The sequence below is a fragment of the Caballeronia sp. M1242 genome (assembly GCF_017220215.1).
GTDB lineage: Bacteria > Pseudomonadota > Gammaproteobacteria > Burkholderiales > Burkholderiaceae > Caballeronia.
Map to the genome: position 1 here is coordinate 2,180,087 of NZ_CP071129.1, position 17,706 is coordinate 2,197,792.

Below are 17,706 nucleotides of genomic sequence, written 5' to 3' on the forward strand. Positions count from 1 at the left end.
TTTTGTACGAAAGCGATCGAGCGTTGCGTTTTTCTAATCACCGGCATAATTTGTCGCACCGCAATTCGACTGGCGTCCGGCTCGCGACTTCAAAGCCGCGTCGCGCTTTCGCACTGAACCCATGACCGACGCACTCTCCGCAAGCCTCGCGGTCTCGTCCGCTCCCCTCGTCTTTGGCGACCTCCAAGGCTGCTGCGACCCGTTTCAGCGCCTGCTCAAGAAAGCCGCGCCCGAACCCGACACGCCGCTCTGGTTCGCGGGCGATCTCATCAACCGTGGCCCCAAGTCGCTGGAAACGTTGCGCGACGTGATCGCGCTCGGTTCGCGCGCGACCGTCGTGCTCGGCAATCACGATCTGAATCTGCTCTCCGTCGCCGCCGGCCTGCGCAAGCCGAAAAAAGGCGACACGCTCGACGACATCCTCGGGGCACCGGACTGCGCCGATCTCATCGAATGGGTGCGGCACAAGCCGGTCGCCCATTTCGAAGACGGCGCGCTGATGGTTCACGCAGGCGTCTTGCCGCAGTGGGACGTCACGATGACGCTGGAACTCGCGCACGAACTCGAAACCGCACTGCGCGCGCCGAACTGGAAAGAGACGCTGGCCGAACTCTACGGCAACGAGCCGCATCGCTGGGAAGATTCGCTGACCGGCATGGACCGCCTGCGCGTGATCTACAACGCGCTCACGCGCATCCGCTTCTGTACAGCGGAAGGCGCGATGGAATTCGCCGGCAACGGGGGCCCGGACACCGCGCCGCCCGGCTACATGCCTTGGTTCGACGTGCCGGGCCGCCGCACGCGGGACGTCACCATCGTCTTCGGACACTGGGCCGCGCTCGGCCTCATGATCCGCGACGACGTTCTCTGTCTCGATTCCGGCTGCGTGTGGGGCAACAAGCTGTCGGCAGTGCGGCTGACGAAAGACCCCGCGCAGCGCGTCGTCACGCAGGTGAGTTGCGCGATGAAGAAGTGATCGGCGGCGCCAGCGGCGCTTCCATGACGACGGCCGGCGCGCCCCGCATCCGCTCCAGCGCCGCCTGAACCGCCGCTTGCGCCTCGCTTGCGAGCAGCCGCCGGTCAGCGCCCGGCGCGAGCGGATCGCACACGTAGAGATGCGCCGTGATCGGCCCGCCGCGCAAGAGCGCATCGAGCGAATCGCTGAGCGACATATCGCCGATATACGCGGGCGCGGTCGTCTGCATGCCGCGCGCATCCTCGTACATGAGGCAGATAGGCTGCACCGGACGCGACGCCGACACCGCCGCCTGAAACAAATTCGCGTGAAACGGCAGCAGCGATACGCCGTCGCTCGTCGTGCCTTCGGGGAACACGCACATCATCTCGCCTGCGACGAGCCGGTCCGCCAGTTCATGCATGATGCGCTTCGCGTCGCTGCGCTTCTCGCGCTGGACGAACACGGTGCCGAGCTGTTGCGCGAGCCAGCCGACCACCGGCCACTGGCGAATCTCGGCCTTCGATACGAACGGCGTCGGCCGCCACGCGTTGATCACGTAAATATCGATCCACGACACATGGTTGCCGACGACGAGCACGCCGGCATCCAGCCGCGCTTCGTCGTTATGCACGACGAGCTTCATGCCCGCGAGCCGCAGCATCTCGAGCGACCACGCGCGGTTCATCGCCATGCGCTTGCTTGCGGTCGCGCCGGGAAAGCGCCGCGCCACGATCCATGCGCCGTGCAGCAAATGAGCAGCGAGGCGCAGCTTGCGCAACATCAACTTCATGAATCAGCGGCTTTCGTAAGCGAGATGCCCGCCGACGATGGTCGCGCGCACGCGAGCCGGCAGCTCATAGCCCAGGAACGGCGAATTGCGGCCCTGGCTCTTCAGCTTGCGCGGATCGACGCGCCACGAAGCGCCCGCATCGAACACGCAGAGATCGGCGAGCGCGCCCACCGCGATGCGCCCCGCCGGCAGCTTCAGCACATCGGCCGGCGCGGACGTGATGCGCGCAAGCGCCTTCGCGAGCGGCAGGTTCGCTTCACGCGCCCACTTCACCGTCAGCGAGAGCAGCAGTTCGAGGCCGGTCGCGCCCGGCGTCGCCTCGGCGAATGGCAGCAGCTTCTCGTCATCGTCGAGCGGCGTGTGGTCCGAGCAAATGGCGTCGATGGTGCCGTCGTCGAGGCCCGAGCGAATCGCTTCGCGGTCGCGTTGCTGGCGCAACGGCGGATCGAGGCGGAATTGCGAATCGAAATAGCCGATGTCCACGTCCGTCAAATGGACGTGGTTGATCGTGACGTCGCACGTAACGGCGAGGCCTTCGGCCTTGGCCGCGCGCACGAGCGCCACGCCCGCCGCCGACGACACATGCGACAGATGCACGCGCGCGCCGGTCACGCGCATCAGTTCGAAGATGGTATGCAGCGCGATGGTTTCCGCCGACACCGGCACGCCCGACAGGCCGAGGCGCGACGCCACCGCGCCGCTCGCCGCCACGCCGCCCTTCGCCATGAACGCGTCCTGCGGGCGCAACCACACGGTATAGCCGTAGGTCGTTGCGTACTGCAGCGCGCGCAGCAGCGTGCGGGTATCGACAATCGGGTTATCGGCTTGAGAGAAGCCGATGCAGCCGGCCTCCGTCAGTTCCACCATCTCTGTGATGCTCTCGCCCTTCAGCCCGACGGTCAGCGCGCCAAGCGGATACACATGCGCCTGATGCAGCTTCTGCGCGCGGAACTTGAGCATTTCGACGAGGCCCGGCTCGTCCAACGTCGGATCGGTGTCGGGCGGGCAGACGAGGCTCGTCACGCCGCCCGCCATCGCGGCGGCCATTTCCGATTCGAGCGTCGCCTTGTGTTCGAAGCCTGGCTCGCGCAGACGCGCCGACAGGTCGACGAAGCCCGGCGCGATATGCAAGCCGTTAGCGTCGATGACCTTAGCCGCACTGAATTCGGCGGGCGCCTCGCCGATCGCGACGATACGTCCGGCCGCGATGAATACGTCGTTACGCGTTTCGGTGCCTGCGGCCGGATCGATGATGGTGCCGCCTTGAATCTGGATCTTCATGTCGTTCTGATTAGTCGCTGTTGCCGGCCACAATGCCCATCACCGCCATGCGCACGGCGATGCCGAAGGTCACCTGATTCAGGATGACCGACTGCGGCCCGTCGGCCACTTGCGAATCGATTTCCACGCCACGGTTCATCGGGCCGGGGTGCATCACGATGGCATCCGGGGCGGCCAGCGCGAGACGCTCGGGCGTGAGGCCCCAGCTCTTGAAGTACTCCTGCGCGGACGGCAAAAGCGCGCCGCTCATGCGCTCGTTCTGCAACCGCAGCATGATGATGACGTCCACGCCCTTCAGACCTTCGTCGAGGTTGTGGTAGACGTGCACGCCCATCTGATCGAGGTTGCTCGGCAACAGCGTGCGCGGACCGATGGCGCGCACTTCCGGCACGCCCAACGTCGTGAGCGCATGAATGTCCGAGCGCGCGACGCGCGAATGCAGGATGTCGCCGACAATCGCCACCCGCAGCTTCGTGAAGTCGCGCTTGTAGTGGCGAATGGTGTACATGTCGAGCAGGCCCTGCGTCGGATGCGCGTGACGGCCATCGCCCGCGTTGATCACGTGCACGTGCGGCGCGCAATGCTCGGCGATCAGATACGGCGCGCCGCTCGACGCATGACGCACGACGAACATGTCGGCGTGCATCGCGGAGAGATTGTTGATGGTGTCGAGCAGCGACTCGCCCTTGCTTGTCGACGACGCGTTGATGTTCAGATTCAGCACGTCCGCCGAGAGGCGCTTCGCCGCGATTTCGAACGTGGTGCGCGTGCGCGTCGAATTCTCGAAGAAGAGGTTGAAGACCGACTTGCCGCGCAGAAGCGGCACCTTTTTGACTTCGCGATCGGTGACGCTCACGAACTGCTCGGCCGTATCGAGAATATGCGTGACGATGCTGCGCGGCAGGCCCTCGATGGTCAGCAAGTGCTTCAGCTCGCCGTTTTTGGTGAGCTGCGGGTTGCCTTTGAGAAAGCCGTAGCGGAAGGTGTCGCTGGTCTTGTCAGCTTGCTGCGCGCCCGGTTCGGCTGCGCTCTGCGTGGCGGTGTTCATGGTGATCCAGGCGTTGCTTTGAAAAAAGGCTTGCTGCTTGGGCGTGAGACGCGTGCCGCTTGAGCGTCAGTGCGTGCGCGGCTCGGTCGTGAAGCCGAAGGTGCCGTCGTCGCGGCGCGCGAGCACGAGGTCTTCGTTCGTTGCGACGTCCACCATGCCGCCGGTGAAGCGCGCCGCAATCGGCATTTCGCGTCCGCCGCGGTCGGCGAGCACGGCGAAATCGATGGACGCGGGACGGCCGTAATCGTAGAGCTCGTTGATCGCCGCGCGCACGGTGCGGCCGGTGGAAAGCACGTCGTCGATCAGCAGAATGCGGCGGCCTTCGACGGCGAACGGCAATGAAGTCGGGCTCGCCTGACTGTGCAAGCCCTTTTTCGCGTAGTCGTCACGATGCAGCGCCACGTTCACCACGCCGAAATGCGGCGCGCCCACGTCTGTCGCGAGCCGCTCGGCAAGCCACGCGCCGCCGCTGTAGATGCCCGCGAGCGCCACGCCGTCTGCCGCCGCGAGCGACGCGCCGTAAGCCGCGCGAATCTGTTCGACGAGCGCGCGATACAGCGCCTCTGCGTCAATGGAACTCATGATCGTCGGGAAGTCCGTCGAGATATTGTTGGAGGATGACGCGGGCAGCTTCGGCGTCGATGCCGTCGAAGCGGCCGCGCGCATTCGGGCGCACGCCGCGCTCGCGCAAGTCGGCTTTCGCATCGACGGACGAATATCGCTCGTCCACCCACTGCACCGGCACGTTGAAACGGCCGTTCACCTGATTGCCGAAGCGTTTCGCAAGCGCGCTCATTTCGTGCGGCGTGCCGTCCGGATGCATCGGCATGCCGACGACCACGGCGTCCGGCTTCCACTCCTGCAAGAGCTTGCCGACTTCCTGAAAGCGATAGTCGCGGTCGCGGTTTTCTAGCACGGCGAGCGCCCGCGCGTTGCGCGTCAATGTATTGCCGACGGCGACACCGATGCGCTTTTCGCCGTAATCGAATGCCAGCAGCGTGGCTTCGCGGCTCATGCGTGCCCTGCTTCGCCGGAAAGCATGGAGCGCGACACGCCGAGCAGCGACAGCGCCGCTTCTAGACGGTCCTCGGCGGGCACATCGAAAATGATGCGCGAATCCGCTTCGACCGTGAGCCAGCCGTTCTTCGAGATTTCTTCTTCGAGCTGCCCCGCGCCCCAGCCCGCGTGGCCGAGCGTCAGCAGGAAACGCTCGGGGCCCTTGCCGCTCGCGACCGCTTCGAGCACGTCTTTCGATGTGGTCATGGCAAGGCCGCCGGGCACGCTCATGGACGAGCTGTACGGTTCGCCCTCGCCCGCCTCGTGCAGGACAAAGCCGCGCTCCGTCTGCACCGGACCGCCGTAATACACGGGCAAATGCACGAGCGGCTCGATTTCGAGCTTGAGGTCGATGCGGTTGAAAAGCGATTGCAGGTCGATGTCGGTCGGCCTGTTGATGACGAGACCCAGCGCACCGCGATCGGTGTGATCGCAAAGGTAGACCACCGTTCCGGAAAACGTCGGATCGACCATGGAGGGCATGGCGATCAGGAACTGGTTCGTCAAATTGATGCGATCGGAAGTCTTGGACATAATTCAGGATTTTAACAAAGGCGCTGCGAGATGGCCGACTTCGATGTGGGGCTGGTCTGGTTTCGGCGGGACCTGCGCGCGGCAGACAATGCTGCACTCTATCATGCGCTTACAAGGTGCCGTCGCGTGCTGTGCGCGTTCGTTTTCGACCGCGAAATCCTCGCTCCGCTCGCTAAAAACGACCGTCGCGTGCCCTTTATTCATGCGAGCGTGGTCGAGCTGGACCGCACGCTTCGGGCGGCCGGCGGCGCGCTGCTGATGCGGCATGCCATGCCGCTCGACGCGATTCCCGCGCTCGCCCGCGAGTGCGGCGCGAACGCCGTGTTCGTGAACCGCGACTACGAGCCGTCCGCGAAGGCACGCGACGAAGCAGTCGCGCGAAGGCTCGCGGGCGCGGGCGTCGCGTTTTTCGAGTTCAAGGATCAGGCGATCTTCGACCGCGACGACGTGCTGACGGGCAGCGCCAAGCCGTACACGGTGTTCACGCCGTACAAACGCAAGTGGCTCGAAACGCTCACGCCCGACGCGTTGCAGCCGTATGCGTCGGAAGACAATCTGCACGCGCTCGGCAAGCCGCCCGCGCAGGCGGATCAGGGCATTCCGTCGCTCGCCGCGCTCGGTTTCGCCGATGCAGAAGGCCCCGCGTTCCCGGCAGGCACCGTCGGCGCGTACGCGCTCTTCGACGACTTCCGCGACCGCATGACGGATTACGACCGCACGCGCGATTTCCCGGCGGTCAAAGGCCCGAGCTACATGGGCGTGCATCTGCGGCACGGCACGGTGTCGATCCGCGCGCTCGCCCGCGTCGCGCACGACGCGCAGCGCCACGGCGACCGCGGCGCGCAGACGTGGCTTTCCGAGCTTATCTGGCGGGACTTCTACTTCGCGGTGCTGCACCATTTCCCGCGCGTGGGCATGCCGGGCGATCATCGCGCGTTCAAGCCGGAGTACGACCGCATCGAATGGGAAACGGGCGAGGCGGCCGACGCGAATTTCGCCGCGTGGTGCGCTGGACAAACCGGCTACCCGCTCGTGGATGCCGCCATGCGCCAGCTCAATACCTCGGGCTACATGCACAACCGGCTGCGCATGGTGACGGCGAGTTTTCTGACGAAGGATCTCGGCATCGACTGGCGGCGCGGCGAGGCGTATTTCGAGGCGCAGCTGAACGACTTCGAGCTTTCGTCGAATAGCGGCGGCTGGCAGTGGGCCGCGTCCAGCGGATGCGACGCGCAGCCGTACTTCCGCATCTTCAATCCGGTCACGCAGTCGCAGAAATTCGATGCCGCCGGCAAGTTCATCCGCCACTACGTGCCGGAGCTGGCGGCGCTGTCCGACCGCGACATTCATGCGCCGTGGCTCGCGAAACCCGACGCGCTGAAGGCCGCGAATATCGCGTTGGGCGCGGACTATCCGCCGCCGATCGTCGATCACGACGCCGCGCGCAAGCGAACACTGCTGCGTTACGACGTCGTGCGCGGGGCGGCCAAACGGGCGTCGTCTTTAGACGAGGACGACGACGCTATCGCGTGACGGCCGGAGGACGCTCGATCATTGCGGTCAGCGCCGCAATCGACGCGCGGCCTTCCGACGGCGCGATGCCCGCCGCCGCCTGATGCAGCATCGAACGCAGCGTTTGCGCGGCGCGCTCGGGAATGGAGGCGTCCAGGCCGCGGGCATCGCTCTCGGCCGCGCCTTCACCCTGATGCGCGACGCGCCGCCACGCGAGACCGAGCGTATCGGCGAGCAGCGAGACGTGCCCGAGCCCGAGCGCGCACGCCGCCGCGCCCAGCCGATGCGACGCGTTCGCCGCATGCAGCGCGGCGGCGGAATCGACGGTGCCGGTCTCGCTCGCCTGCGTGCCCCGCTCGACGAGCCCTTCGATCGACGCCTCCGCGCTTTGCAGAAAGTCTTCGTACGCGGCGGCGTTCACGCGCAGCACGCCGAGATCGCGCGTGACGGCGTCGCGCGTGCTCTCTTCGCTCGCCTGCGCCGCGCCCTGCTCCCACGCGGCTTCGGACGCGGGCGTCGCCGCGACGTGCCACGCCACGGTCAGGCCGTAGTCGCGCAATACGTCGACGTGTTCGGCGTCTTCAGGCGTCGCGCCGTAGAGCGCGAAGTCGCGCCACAGCAACGCGAGCGTGGCGCGCACGAGCGAACGCGGCGCGAAGCTCGACGCGTGCGCCTGATCCGCCAGCACGAGGTTGAAGCGGGCGTACAGGCGCTTGGCGTCCGCGTAGCTGGAAAGATCCGCATGACGGCCGGCGCGCTCGCGCAGCGCCCGCACCGTGGACGACGCGAGCCGCCAGAAGTCGTACGGATCCGGGCCGGTGAGCTCGGCGAGGCAGGCATCGAGCCGCGAGAAGGTTTCGTCGATGTCGGCTTGCGGCTGGTCGGCGCCCGCGCGCAGCAACGCAAGCAGCGCCGCCTCGTAGTGCGCCCGGACCCGCGCGAGCCTTTCGGGCGCGACGCCCCGCAGCGTCGACGGCGCAATGGCGCGTCCGGCGAGCGCGAGGTCGTCGTAGGAAACCGGTGCGATGCGCGAATGCACGGCCAAAAGCGCGTGCAGCCCGCGATAGTGATCGAAGAGTTCCGTCGAACACGACAGCTCGCGCAGGTTGTGGCGCTCGACCGCCGCGCGGAACGCGGACATGGCGAGAGCGATGCGGTCGTGCGTGCCCTCCGATTCATCGCCGAGCGGCGCGACGAGCGCGAGCGCTTCCGCGAAACGTTGCGCGGGCAGCCATCCGGCCGAATGCAGCGCGGCAATCGCGCGCTTGAGCGCGGGCGCGATCTCGCCCTGCCGCTGGAACGCGTGCATGGCGTCCGTGAGCGCCATTTCGGCGAGCCGGACTGAGCCGCCGCGCGGGTTCGGCAAGGCTTCGATCGGAACGGGAAGGTCGGGACGAGATGTCATAACGGGCGCTCACAAGCCAGAAACGCGCGTGGCGACGCCGCCTCGACGCGCGGTTGAACTGCATTATCGACGAGCGCGGCAGCGAAGCGCCGCCGAGCCTGTCGTGCTCAAAGCGTATGCCTTTTACGAGCGCAGGCGGGAACGAATGTTCCTGCCGGATTGGCGCCGACGCGCGACCCGACTCGCCTGCGACGCCTGCACGAATCGCAGGCCGCAAAAAACACGCGCCGCATGGCGTGAGCCATGCGGCGCGGTAGAGCATGCGGATCAGATCTGGACCATCTCGAAATCTTCCTTGCGTGCTCCGCATTCGGGACAGGTCCAGTTGATCGGAACGTCCTCCCAGCGGGTACCCGGCGCGATGCCCTCTTCCGGCAATCCCGCCTCTTCGTCGTAGATCCAGCCGCAGATCAGGCACATCCAGCTTCTGTATTCCATACTTATGCCGCGTCGATTGGTCGATTGAAATTAGGCCATGATGGTACCGTGTTGCCGTGTGGATGCCTAGCAAGGCGCCGGCCCGACGTGCATCCCCCAAATAGCGGGATGTGTGCGTCACCGCTCTGCAAAAAGGTGCGCACGGACGGCAGGCGGGCGGCAATAGGCCGCATAATCGAACCGTGTCCGGGCGCGTGCGCGGCTTTTTTCGCGTTCGCTGCAACTGAAACGTCTCACTCGTGCAATTCAAATCAAAAATGTCCGCTCTTGCCATGACCGGCGACTCTCCACCGATCGTTCTGACTTTCGGGCTCTCGGACCCAACGGGCGGCTCCGGCCTGCAAGCCGATTTGCTCACGCTCGCCAGCATGGGCTGCCACAGCGCAACGGTTCTCACCGGCTACGCCGTGCGCGATTCCGCAACCTGCGATGAGGTCAACGGCCTCGACCCCGACGCGGTCGCCGCTCAGGCGCGCATGTTGCTAGAAGACATGCCGATTGCCGCATTCAAGATCGGCGCGGCCACGCGGGCGGAAGTGGTCTCCGCGATCGCGGAAGTGGTGTCCGACTACGACGACGTTCCGCTGATCCTCGCGCCCGACTTCACGCTCGACGACGAACACGTACTGTCCGCCGACGAGCTGCGCGAATCGCTCGCCGACCTGCTCGTGCCGCAGACGACCATGCTGATCGCCGATCACGCGACGCTTTTGCAGCTTGCGCAGCCGGACAGCGACGCGGAAGCGCCGACGCTTGATTCCGCCATCTCGCACATTCTCGCGCAGGGCTGCGAGTACGTGCTGGCGATGGAAACGGGCACGCATCGGCATGTGAACACGCTGTACAGCGAGGAAGGACAGGTGCGGCAGGACCTGTGGGATCGCGGGCTGCATCGCGTGATGGGCCTCACCGACACGCTCGGCGCCGCGGTTGCCGCGCTGCTCGCGAACGGTCAGGAGCCCGCCGAGGCCGCGCGCGAGGCGCAGGAGTACGTGTTTCAGGCGGCGCGCGCCGCGTTTCGTCCGGGCATGGGCGCGTACTTGCCGGATCGCTTTTTCTGGGCGCGATCCAACGACGCGGACGACGAAACCGACGCCGCGTCTTTGCCCGATGATTCGGCCGGATTGCCCGGAGAAGCCCGGCATTAGACGAAATCGGTGCCAACGATGCAGTGAACGAAGCGACACGAACGGAGTTCGGAGACCAACGAAGGGAGGCTTTGCGAGCGCATGCCGTATCGACTGCCCCATCTGCACAAGCCCGGCCCGCAAGGCGCCATCCGCGTCGGCTGCGCGGGCTGGGCGCTTTCGAGCTCGGTCCAGTCGAGCTTTCCCGACGAAGGCACGCATCTCGAACGCTACGCGCGCGTGCTGACGTGCGTCGAAATCAACTCGAGCTTCTATAAGCCGCATCGCGAGCAGACTTACGAGAAGTGGGCGCAGAGCGTGCCCGACTCGTTCCGCTTTTCGGTGAAGCTGCCGAAGGCGATCACGCACGACGCGCGTCTCGCCGACACGAACGCCCTCATCGACGAATTTCTGGCCGCCGCCGGCAAACTGGGCGACAAGCTCGGCTGCTGGCTCGCGCAACTGCCGCCGAGCCTCGCGTTCGAACACGATCTGGCCGATGCCTTCTTCAAGGCGCTGCGCGAGCGCACCAAGCTGCCGGTTGCCTGCGAGGCGCGCCATCCGAGCTGGTTCACCAAGGATGCGGCGGCGCTTCTCAAAGCGCATCACATCGCGTACGTGGACGCCGACCCGATTCCCGACGACTGCGAGATCAAGCATCGGGCGGACACGTCGCTCGTCTATGTGCGGCTGCACGGCTCGCCGGATCTCTACAAGTCTTCGTACGACTTCCCGTATCTCGACGATCTCGCGCGCACGCTGCAAGCCCGCGCGAAAAAGACGCCCGAGGTGTGGTGCATCTTCGACAACACGACGCTCGGCCACGCGCAGCCCAACGCGCTGCATGTGATGGAGCGTCTGCATCTTCATCATCGGAAGGCGTAGTGCCTTTCCGCTTCTGCTCATTGCTTCCGAAGGAGATTCGCTGATGCACAAGCCGGCACGACGCTTCGCTCGCCTGATCCGAGCCACGATGCTCGCCACGATTGTCTCGGCGGCGCTGCCCGTCCATGCGCAGGACGCATCGCCGCCGCCGGCCACGCCTGCGGGCGACGGCACCTTCCTGCTGACCATCTTCCTCAAGCACGACGAGTCCAAGCCGCTGCCGAAGATCAACCAGCAATTGAAGGAACAGGGCTACTTCAAGACGTTTCCCCCGCCGGGCGTCGAAGTGGTGTCGTGGTACGTGATGATGGGCATCGGGCAAGTGGTGACCTTGCGCGTGCCGGCGGACAGGTTGCGGGAAGTGAATCGCGCGATCGAAACGACCGCGTGGGGCGGATATCACACGGAGTTCTACCCGACCTACGACTACAAAGCCGCCGCGCAGAAGCTGCGCGACGAGATGAACAAATAGCTTGTCGATGGGCGAAAAAAAACCTGCATCGCTGCAGGTTTTTTTTCTGGCATGGCGCGAGCCCCTTGCGAGACTCGCACCGATGTAATCGGGCCGAAGCCGTCTTACATGTCCATGCCCATGCCGCCCATGCCGCCGGGCATGCCGCCAGGCATCGGAGCATCTTCCTTCGGCAGTTCGGCGACGGCTGCGTCGGTCGTCAGCAGCAGGCCTGCCACCGATGCCGCGTTTTGCAGCGCCGTGCGCGTCACCTTGGTCGGGTCGACGACACCGGCTTCCACCAGGTCACCGTACTCGCCGGTTGCCGCGTTGTAGCCGTAGTTGCCCGAACCTTGAGCAACAGCCGCCACCACGACCGAGGCTTCTTCGCCGCCGTTCGTGACGATCTGGCGCAGCGGCTCTTCCATCGCACGCAGGACGATGCGGATACCCGCGTCCTGGTCCGAGTTCGCGCCCTTCAGGCCTTCGATCGCCTTGCGAGCACGGATCAGCGCAACGCCGCCGCCAGCCACAATGCCTTCTTCCACTGCTGCGCGGGTGGCGTGCAGAGCGTCTTCGACACGTGCCTTCTTTTCCTTCATTTCGACTTCGGTCGCAGCGCCGACCTTGATCACTGCCACGCCGCCGGCCAGCTTGGCCACGCGCTCTTGCAGCTTTTCACGGTCGTAGTCCGACGTCGCTTCTTCGATCTGCTTGCGCACTTGCTTCACGCGAGCTTCGATGTTCACGGCTTCGCCAGCGCCGTCGATGATCGTCGTGTTTTCCTTGCCCACTTCGATGCGCTTCGCTTGACCCAGCTCTTGCAGCGTCGCCTTTTCCAGCGTCAGGCCGGTTTCTTCCGCGATGACTTGACCGCCGGTCAGGATCGCGATGTCTTCCAGCATGGCCTTGCGACGGTCGCCGAAGCCCGGAGCCTTCACAGCAACGGTCTTCAGGATGCCGCGGATGTTGTTGACGACCAGCGTAGCCAGAGCTTCGCCTTCGACGTCTTCAGCGATGATGAGCAGCGGACGGCCGGCCTTCGCGACTTGTTCCAGCACCGGCAGCAGATCGCGGATGTTGGAAACCTTCTTGTCGTGCAGCAGCACGAACGGGTTTTCCAGAACGGCGACTTGCTTGTCCGGGTTGTTGATGAAGTACGGCGACAGGTAGCCGCGGTCGAACTGCATGCCTTCCACGACGTCCAGCTCGTCTTGCAGCGACTTGCCGTCTTCGACGGTGATCACGCCTTCCTTGCCGACCTTGTCCATGGCTTCAGCGATGCGCTCGCCGATGGACGTGTCGCTGTTCGCCGAGATCGAGCCGACTTGCGCGATTTCCTTGTTCGTCGTGCAGGGCTTGCTGATCTTGCGCAGTTCTTCGATGGCTGCTGCGACGGCCTTGTCGATGCCGCGCTTCAGGTCCATCGGGTTCATGCCCGATGCGACATACTTCATGCCTTCGCGAACGATGGACTGTGCGAGCACGGTAGCGGTCGTGGTGCCGTCACCTGCGTTGTCGCTGGTCTTGGAAGCGACTTCCTTGACCATTTGCGCGCCCATGTTCTGGAGCTTGTCCTTGAGTTCGATTTCCTTCGCGACCGAGACACCGTCCTTGGTGACCGTCGGGCCGCCGAACGAACGCTCGAGCACGACATTGCGGCCCTTCGGACCCAGCGTGACCTTGACCGCGTTGGCCAGGATGTTCACGCCTTCGACCATCTTGGCGCGTGCGGAATCGCCGAAAGTGACTTCTTTAGCTGCCATATCCAGACTCCTTGATTCGATTCAGTGTGCCGGCCCGCCGCCCTTTGAGGCGCGAAGCCCGGCGTACAGGAAGAATGCTTACTTGTTGACCAGAACGGCCATGATGTCTTCTTCGCGCATGACGAGCAGTTCCTGCCCGTCGACCTTGACGGTCTGGCCGGCGTATTTGCCGAAGAGCACGCGGTCGCCCACCTTCACGTCGAGGGCGTTTTGCGTGCCCTTGTCATCGCGCTTGCCCGGGCCGACGGCCAGGACTTCGCCTTGATCCGGCTTTTCTGCCGCTGCTTCCGGGATCACGATGCCCGATGCGGTCTTGGTTTCCTGGTCCAGACGTTTGACGATGACGCGATCGTGCAAAGGACGAAGGTTCATACACACTCCTCTCTTGAATGAGACTGAAAACGCGGGAAAGCCCGTCTTTTGGGCGGAGCCCGCCGGACGGAAATCTTGTTAGCACTCTCGTGCAGTGAGTGCCAATTATATGGACCGGATTTGACAATTTCAAGGAGGGAGGGAGGGAGACGGCTTCGGACGTGTGCGCGCGGTCATGTTAATAAAGCGTCTAGACTGGATCAGTGACAGCTTCGCCGCCATCGCTGGCGGGCCGCGGCGCCTGCGAGCGGGCGCGTTCCGGTCCTCGAGACGAAATCTTTGGTCGCGGGCGCTCGTCTTTGCCTCTCGGCAACTGCGGTAGCATGGCAGCTTCGCCCTTCTCTTTTCGACGAACGCGTTCCCACAGTGCCGACTGCCGCTCTTCCCGCAAGCACAATCGCAAGCCAAGCCGACTCCGAAACCAACGCACGGCCGCCAGCGGGCGAACGCATGCCGGTGCTTTTTCATATCGTCGACTTCAACGACGGCGGGATCGAATCGTCGCTCATCCAGTGGCTGCGGGTCTTCGACCGTGAGCGCTTCAGCGTCACGCTGTCCGTGATGCATTCCTCCCCGGCGTTCGAGAGCCGCTTTCGGGCGCTCGTGCCGCCGGATGTCGGCATCGAGATCCTCGCTGATAAGCAATGGCTCAATTACTTTCAGACGCGACGTTACGCGCGCAAGCTGAGCAAGCTCGGGCGCGTGGGGCGCGACGTCTTCAACACGCTCGCTGTGCGGCCCTTTGTGAAGCGACGCATTCAAGCACTGGCGCGCCGGCACGCGCTGATCGTCGATTTCGACATGTCGCTGCGCCGCCTGGCGGGCCAGTTCGGCACGGCGTGGCTCGGCGTCAACCACTTCAGCTTCGATGCGCGGCTGGGCGCCCGTCCGCGCAAGAAGCGCCGGCTCGCGGCGCAGTTCGCGCGTTACGACGGCGTGGCCGCGCTGAATCAGCACATGGCCGATGAAGCGCGCCGCATGTTCGGCGACGGGCTGCAGCGGCTGTTCGTGCTGCCGAATGCCATTGATATAGAACGTATTCGCCGCGACGCGCTGGCGACCGAAACGCCGCTGTGTGATGCGCCGTACATCGTATCCGTCGCGCGGCTCGACGAAATCCAGAAGGACCATCGCACATTGCTGCGAGCTTACGCGCGGCTCGTGAGTGCCGGCGATATCGCGGAACATCTGGTGATCGTCGGCGATGGCGCGTTTCGCGGCGAACTCGAAGGGCTCGCAGAAGAGCTCGGTATCGCCGCGCGCGTGCACTTCGCCGGCTATCGCAACAACCCGCACGCGCTGGTCGCCGGCGCGCGCCTTCAGGTGCTGAGTTCGCGCTACGAGGGCATGCCGATGGTGCTGCTCGAGGCGCTCGCGCTGGGCACGCCCGTGATAGCGAGCGATTGCCCGACCGGCCCGCGCGAGATTCTCGGCGACGGCCGCTTCGGGATCTTGTTTCCGATCGGAGCGGACGACGAACTCGCCGATGCCATGCGCCGCCTAATCACTGACGAAACGTTGATGCATCGCATGCGCGCGCGTGCGCTGGAACGCGCTGAAGAGTACGGCATTGCAGTCAGCAACGAGCGTTTTGCGCGATGCGTGTCGGAACTGACGAGTGCGAGGCGCTAGCGGCCGCTTGTTTTCTGTACGGCCGCATGGGCCGCGCTACTGGCACGCTCGCAATGCGGACCCACGTCGACAGGCTTGCCGCACGCCTACGCGACTGGCCTTTGGCAAGAAAATTCGCAGTTCGAGCGGACGAGGAACTCGCGAGCGCCATGCGCCGCTTGCTTACCGACGATGCGTTGAGCAATCGCATGCGCCAAAGCGCGCTGGAACGCGCTGAGGAATACGGTATCGCGGCCAGCAACGAGCGTTTTGCGCAATGCGTCGCCAAACTGACGCGTGCGAGGCGCTAGCGACTGGCTGAGTCGCGTACAGCCGCCGGGGCCGCGCTACCGGCAAGCTCGCAGTGCGGGCCTCGCGTCGACAGGCTTGCCGCGCGGCCACGTGACCGGCGTCGGCCAACTGATCCCGAAGGGCGCCGCGCCGCTAATTCCAAGCCTTGCCGCGCCGGTTACGCCGACAACGCGGTTCGCCGCACAAAGCGGCGACTAGCCATTAGTTATCACGAGAAGGCAGTTCCCTCCTCCGCCGCAGATTGCGCAACCGCGCCGCCATATCCCGCTGCGCGACGCGACCGCGCGCTTTAAAAAATGCGAACTGCCACTTGAAAACCCGCCGCTGACCATCCACCTAGATGGCAGCAGGATGGAGCCCCTTATGCCCGTACAACCAAACGACCTCACCCGCTCAAAAGGCGGCGACACCGAAAAAATCACGATCAACCTCGGCCCCGTCGACCTCGGCCAGATCGATCTGCTCGTCGAAGAAGGCTTTTACTCGAACCGCACGGACCTGATCCGCACGGCTATCCGCAATCAACTCGCGGTGCACGCGTCCGTCGTTCGGGAAACGGCGACCCGGCGTGCGCTCGTGCTCGGGCTTCAATATTTCTCCAGACAGGACCTGGAAGCGGTGCGCGCGGCCAATGAACGGCTGAAGATTCAGGTGCTGGGCCTCGCGAGCATCGCCGCCGACGTTTCCCCCGAACTCGCGCTTGCCACCATCGAATCGATTCTGGTTCGAGGTGCCCTTCACGCATCGCCGGCCGTCAAGGCCGCGCTTGCAGACCGGATCCGCTGATTGCGGCTCGACCGCTCTGCATCCGAAACCGGACAAGACATGAAACTGAACGAAGGTTTTCTCGACTCGATGAAAGAGGCTTTTCAGCTCTTTCAGAACGGCAACAGCGATGCCGCCACCGACGTCGTCAAGCGCGCGATGCGCGGCGACCATGCCCACGCGGAGTCCTCCGCGCCCGCGTCCGGGCTCTCACGCTTCACCGAACGCCTCAAGACGCCCGCGCGCGCCGAACCGCAGCCCGAAGTGGAAGATCGCGGGCACTTCAGCACGCGCCGCTACGCGAATGCCGCCGGTCAGCGCGACTACAAGCTTTATGTGCCGAGCGGTTATCGCAACGAGCCATTGCCGCTCGTCGTGATGCTGCACGGCTGCACGCAGAACGCCGACGACTTCGCGGCCGGCACGCAAATGAACGCGCTCGCGGAACGGCAGCCGTGCATCGTCGCGTACCCGGTTCAGCCGCAAAGCGCGAATGCATCGAAATGCTGGAACTGGTTCAAGCCGTCCGACCAGCAGCGCGACGCGGGCGAGCCGTCGCTGATAGCCGGCATCACGCGCGAAATCATGGCCACTCACAATGTGGATGCGAAGCGCGTCTACGTCGCGGGCTTGTCGGCGGGCGGTGCGATGGCGGCGATCATGGCGCAACGCTATCCCGACTTGTACGCGGCAGCGGGCGTTCACTCGGGACTGCCCGCCGGACACGCGCACGATCTGCCGTCCGCGCTCGCCGTCATGCGCGGCGGCGAAGGCAAGGCGGCGGCGTCGGGGGCCGTTCGCTGTCCGCTGATCGTCTTTCACGGCGATGCAGACGCCACCGTGAATCACGTCAACGCGCGCCGAGTCGTCGAAGGCTTTGTTGCGAGCGGGCCGGAGCGCCGCATGGCGGGCGTGGCGGGAACTCGCCAGCATTCGGTGCAGCAGTTCGTATCGCCCGATGGGCTGCCCGCCGAACTGTGGACGCTTCACGGCGCACCCCACGCGTGGTCCGGCGGCAGCGCGCGCGGCACTTACACCGACCCGAGCGGACCGGACGCCAGCGCCGAGATGCTGCGCTTCTTTTTCGCGCATCCGAAGAACTAGGCAGGTTTCATCGCGGCTCATGCTTCGCGAGACGCCGCACCCGCATGCGACACGGCAACTGCGCGAGCGAAGCGCGCGTTGGGCGGCCGTTACGCATGGCGCCTGTTCTCGTCGAGCCTGTGGCGGGGTTAGCGAGCGCCGCATTTGTCGGCCGGAGGCCGGCCCAGCACCGTGAAGCGTTCCCGAACCGCTTGCGGTGTAAGCACGGGAACCGGCATGCGGCCGAGAGGAGCTGAGCTCCCAGGCGAAACGTCATGCGTCGCTTGATTCGGCGCCGTCTGCTCACGGCAT

Annotated in this window: 18 protein-coding genes; 8 read left to right on the plus strand and 10 right to left on the minus strand. The window is 65.1% G+C overall.

The features are described from left to right. Positions 1–121: 121 nt before the first annotated feature. Positions 122–976 (plus strand): symmetrical bis(5'-nucleosyl)-tetraphosphatase, encoded by an 855-nt coding sequence (locus JYK05_RS10130; RefSeq protein WP_175944780.1) that lies wholly within the window; start codon positions 122–124, stop codon positions 974–976. On the opposite strand, the gene JYK05_RS10135 is transcribed toward JYK05_RS10130, so the two are convergent. The 6 genes from JYK05_RS10135 to JYK05_RS10160 form a co-directional block, all read right to left on the minus strand. After that, a complete protein-coding gene (locus JYK05_RS10135) occupies positions 945–1,748 on the minus strand; it encodes a 1-acyl-sn-glycerol-3-phosphate acyltransferase (protein WP_206466831.1) in 804 nt (267 codons plus the stop codon). The two genes, JYK05_RS10130 and JYK05_RS10135, sit on opposite strands and share 32 nt — an antisense overlap. 3 nt (positions 1,749–1,751) lie before the next feature. Further along, entirely contained in the window at positions 1,752–3,029 is a 1,278-nt protein-coding gene (locus tag JYK05_RS10140) for a dihydroorotase (RefSeq protein ID WP_206466836.1), read from the minus strand. Between the two features lie 10 nt (positions 3,030–3,039). Then, the gene (locus tag JYK05_RS10145) at positions 3,040–4,077 is read right to left on the minus strand and encodes an aspartate carbamoyltransferase catalytic subunit (protein ID WP_175944786.1); all 1,038 of its coding nucleotides are present in this window, start codon (positions 4,075–4,077) and stop codon (positions 3,040–3,042) included. Between the two features lie 66 nt (positions 4,078–4,143). After that, a complete protein-coding gene (gene pyrR / locus JYK05_RS10150) occupies positions 4,144–4,659 on the minus strand; it encodes a bifunctional pyr operon transcriptional regulator/uracil phosphoribosyltransferase PyrR (RefSeq protein ID WP_206466838.1) in 516 nt (171 codons plus the stop codon). Then, on the minus strand, positions 4,646–5,092 hold the full coding sequence (ruvX, locus tag JYK05_RS10155) for a Holliday junction resolvase RuvX (protein ID WP_175944790.1): 447 nt from the start codon (positions 5,090–5,092) through the stop codon (positions 4,646–4,648). The genes pyrR and ruvX overlap by 14 nt, the downstream gene beginning before the upstream one ends. Then, positions 5,089–5,667, minus strand: a complete 579-nt coding sequence (locus JYK05_RS10160) for a YqgE/AlgH family protein (protein WP_175944792.1) — start codon at positions 5,665–5,667, stop codon at positions 5,089–5,091. Before JYK05_RS10160 ends, ruvX begins: the two co-directional genes overlap by 4 nt. A gap of 30 nt (positions 5,668–5,697) precedes the next feature. Here JYK05_RS10160 and JYK05_RS10165 point away from each other — a divergent pair, with 30 nt between their 5' ends. Next, complete coding sequence (locus tag JYK05_RS10165; protein WP_206466839.1) at positions 5,698–7,200, plus strand: deoxyribodipyrimidine photo-lyase; 1,503 nt, start codon at positions 5,698–5,700, stop codon at positions 7,198–7,200. Here JYK05_RS10165 and JYK05_RS10170 read toward each other — a convergent pair. Both JYK05_RS10170 and JYK05_RS10175 read right to left on the minus strand, forming a co-directional pair. Continuing rightward, positions 7,190–8,584 carry a hypothetical protein gene (locus JYK05_RS10170; protein ID WP_206466841.1) on the minus strand — a complete coding sequence of 465 codons (1,395 nt, stop codon included), beginning with the start codon at positions 8,582–8,584 and terminating at the stop codon, positions 7,190–7,192. The two genes, JYK05_RS10165 and JYK05_RS10170, sit on opposite strands and share 11 nt — an antisense overlap. Positions 8,585–8,851: 267 nt before the next feature. After that, positions 8,852–9,022 (minus strand): rubredoxin, encoded by a 171-nt coding sequence (locus JYK05_RS10175; protein WP_025527884.1) that lies wholly within the window; start codon positions 9,020–9,022, stop codon positions 8,852–8,854. A 272-nt stretch (positions 9,023–9,294) separates the two neighbouring features. On the opposite strand from JYK05_RS10175, the gene JYK05_RS10180 reads away from it, so the two are divergent. From JYK05_RS10180 to JYK05_RS10190, 3 genes are all read left to right on the plus strand, one after another. Then, positions 9,295–10,170, plus strand: coding sequence for a hydroxymethylpyrimidine/phosphomethylpyrimidine kinase (locus JYK05_RS10180; RefSeq protein ID WP_175945287.1), 876 nt, complete (start codon positions 9,295–9,297; stop codon positions 10,168–10,170). 81 nt (positions 10,171–10,251) lie between these two features. Continuing rightward, positions 10,252–11,034: a DUF72 domain-containing protein gene (locus JYK05_RS10185; protein WP_206466843.1), complete on the plus strand. Its 783-nt coding sequence runs from the start codon at positions 10,252–10,254 to the stop codon at positions 11,032–11,034. 43 nt (positions 11,035–11,077) lie between these two features. Continuing rightward, positions 11,078–11,506, plus strand: coding sequence for a hypothetical protein (locus tag JYK05_RS10190; RefSeq protein WP_371826377.1), 429 nt, complete (start codon positions 11,078–11,080; stop codon positions 11,504–11,506). Between the two features lie 104 nt (positions 11,507–11,610). Here the strand turns inward: JYK05_RS10190 and groL are convergent, their stop codons facing one another. After that, positions 11,611–13,251, minus strand: a complete 1,641-nt coding sequence (groL, locus tag JYK05_RS10195) for a chaperonin GroEL (protein ID WP_175944800.1) — start codon at positions 13,249–13,251, stop codon at positions 11,611–11,613. Between the two features lie 78 nt (positions 13,252–13,329). Continuing rightward, entirely contained in the window at positions 13,330–13,623 is a 294-nt protein-coding gene (gene groES, locus JYK05_RS10200; RefSeq protein WP_159836846.1) for a co-chaperone GroES, read from the minus strand. A 456-nt stretch (positions 13,624–14,079) separates the two neighbouring features. Between groES and JYK05_RS10205 the strand changes: the two genes are divergently transcribed. The 3 genes from JYK05_RS10205 to JYK05_RS10215 all read left to right on the plus strand — a co-directional run bounded on the left by JYK05_RS10205 (position 14,080) and on the right by JYK05_RS10215 (position 17,415). Continuing rightward, positions 14,080–15,255: a glycosyltransferase gene (locus JYK05_RS10205; protein ID WP_206468277.1), complete on the plus strand. Its 1,176-nt coding sequence runs from the start codon at positions 14,080–14,082 to the stop codon at positions 15,253–15,255. A 654-nt stretch (positions 15,256–15,909) separates the two neighbouring features. Continuing rightward, positions 15,910–16,332 carry a CopG family transcriptional regulator gene (locus tag JYK05_RS10210; protein ID WP_175944802.1) on the plus strand — a complete coding sequence of 141 codons (423 nt, stop codon included), beginning with the start codon at positions 15,910–15,912 and terminating at the stop codon, positions 16,330–16,332. A gap of 39 nt (positions 16,333–16,371) precedes the next feature. Continuing rightward, positions 16,372–17,415, plus strand: coding sequence for a PHB depolymerase family esterase (locus JYK05_RS10215; RefSeq protein ID WP_175944803.1), 1,044 nt, complete (start codon positions 16,372–16,374; stop codon positions 17,413–17,415). Positions 17,416–17,706 lie beyond the last annotated feature (291 nt).

What these genes read in the sequence shown, in the direction of transcription:
- JYK05_RS10130 (WP_175944780.1), top strand. Translation starts at nt 122, where the DNA reads ATGACCGACGCACTCTCCGCAAGCCTCGCGGTCTCGTCCGCTCCCCTC.
- JYK05_RS10135 (WP_206466831.1), bottom strand. Translation starts at nt 1,748, where the DNA reads ATGAAGTTGATGTTGCGCAAGCTGCGCCTCGCTGCTCATTTGCTGCAC.
- JYK05_RS10140 (WP_206466836.1), bottom strand. Translation starts at nt 3,029, where the DNA reads ATGAAGATCCAGATTCAAGGCGGCACCATCATCGATCCGGCCGCAGGC.
- JYK05_RS10145 (WP_175944786.1), bottom strand. Translation starts at nt 4,077, where the DNA reads ATGAACACCGCCACGCAGAGCGCAGCCGAACCGGGCGCGCAGCAAGCT.
- pyrR (WP_206466838.1), bottom strand. Translation starts at nt 4,659, where the DNA reads ATGAGTTCCATTGACGCAGAGGCGCTGTATCGCGCGCTCGTCGAACAG.
- ruvX (WP_175944790.1), bottom strand. Translation starts at nt 5,092, where the DNA reads ATGAGCCGCGAAGCCACGCTGCTGGCATTCGATTACGGCGAAAAGCGC.
- JYK05_RS10160 (WP_175944792.1), bottom strand. Translation starts at nt 5,667, where the DNA reads ATGTCCAAGACTTCCGATCGCATCAATTTGACGAACCAGTTCCTGATC.
- JYK05_RS10165 (WP_206466839.1), top strand. Translation starts at nt 5,698, where the DNA reads ATGGCCGACTTCGATGTGGGGCTGGTCTGGTTTCGGCGGGACCTGCGC.
- JYK05_RS10170 (WP_206466841.1), bottom strand. Translation starts at nt 8,584, where the DNA reads ATGACATCTCGTCCCGACCTTCCCGTTCCGATCGAAGCCTTGCCGAAC.
- JYK05_RS10175 (WP_025527884.1), bottom strand. Translation starts at nt 9,022, where the DNA reads ATGGAATACAGAAGCTGGATGTGCCTGATCTGCGGCTGGATCTACGAC.
- JYK05_RS10180 (WP_175945287.1), top strand. Translation starts at nt 9,295, where the DNA reads ATGACCGGCGACTCTCCACCGATCGTTCTGACTTTCGGGCTCTCGGAC.
- JYK05_RS10185 (WP_206466843.1), top strand. Translation starts at nt 10,252, where the DNA reads ATGCCGTATCGACTGCCCCATCTGCACAAGCCCGGCCCGCAAGGCGCC.
- JYK05_RS10190 (WP_371826377.1), top strand. Translation starts at nt 11,078, where the DNA reads ATGCACAAGCCGGCACGACGCTTCGCTCGCCTGATCCGAGCCACGATG.
- groL (WP_175944800.1), bottom strand. Translation starts at nt 13,251, where the DNA reads ATGGCAGCTAAAGAAGTCACTTTCGGCGATTCCGCACGCGCCAAGATG.
- groES (WP_159836846.1), bottom strand. Translation starts at nt 13,623, where the DNA reads ATGAACCTTCGTCCTTTGCACGATCGCGTCATCGTCAAACGTCTGGAC.
- JYK05_RS10210 (WP_175944802.1), top strand. Translation starts at nt 15,910, where the DNA reads ATGCCCGTACAACCAAACGACCTCACCCGCTCAAAAGGCGGCGACACC.
- JYK05_RS10215 (WP_175944803.1), top strand. Translation starts at nt 16,372, where the DNA reads ATGAAACTGAACGAAGGTTTTCTCGACTCGATGAAAGAGGCTTTTCAG.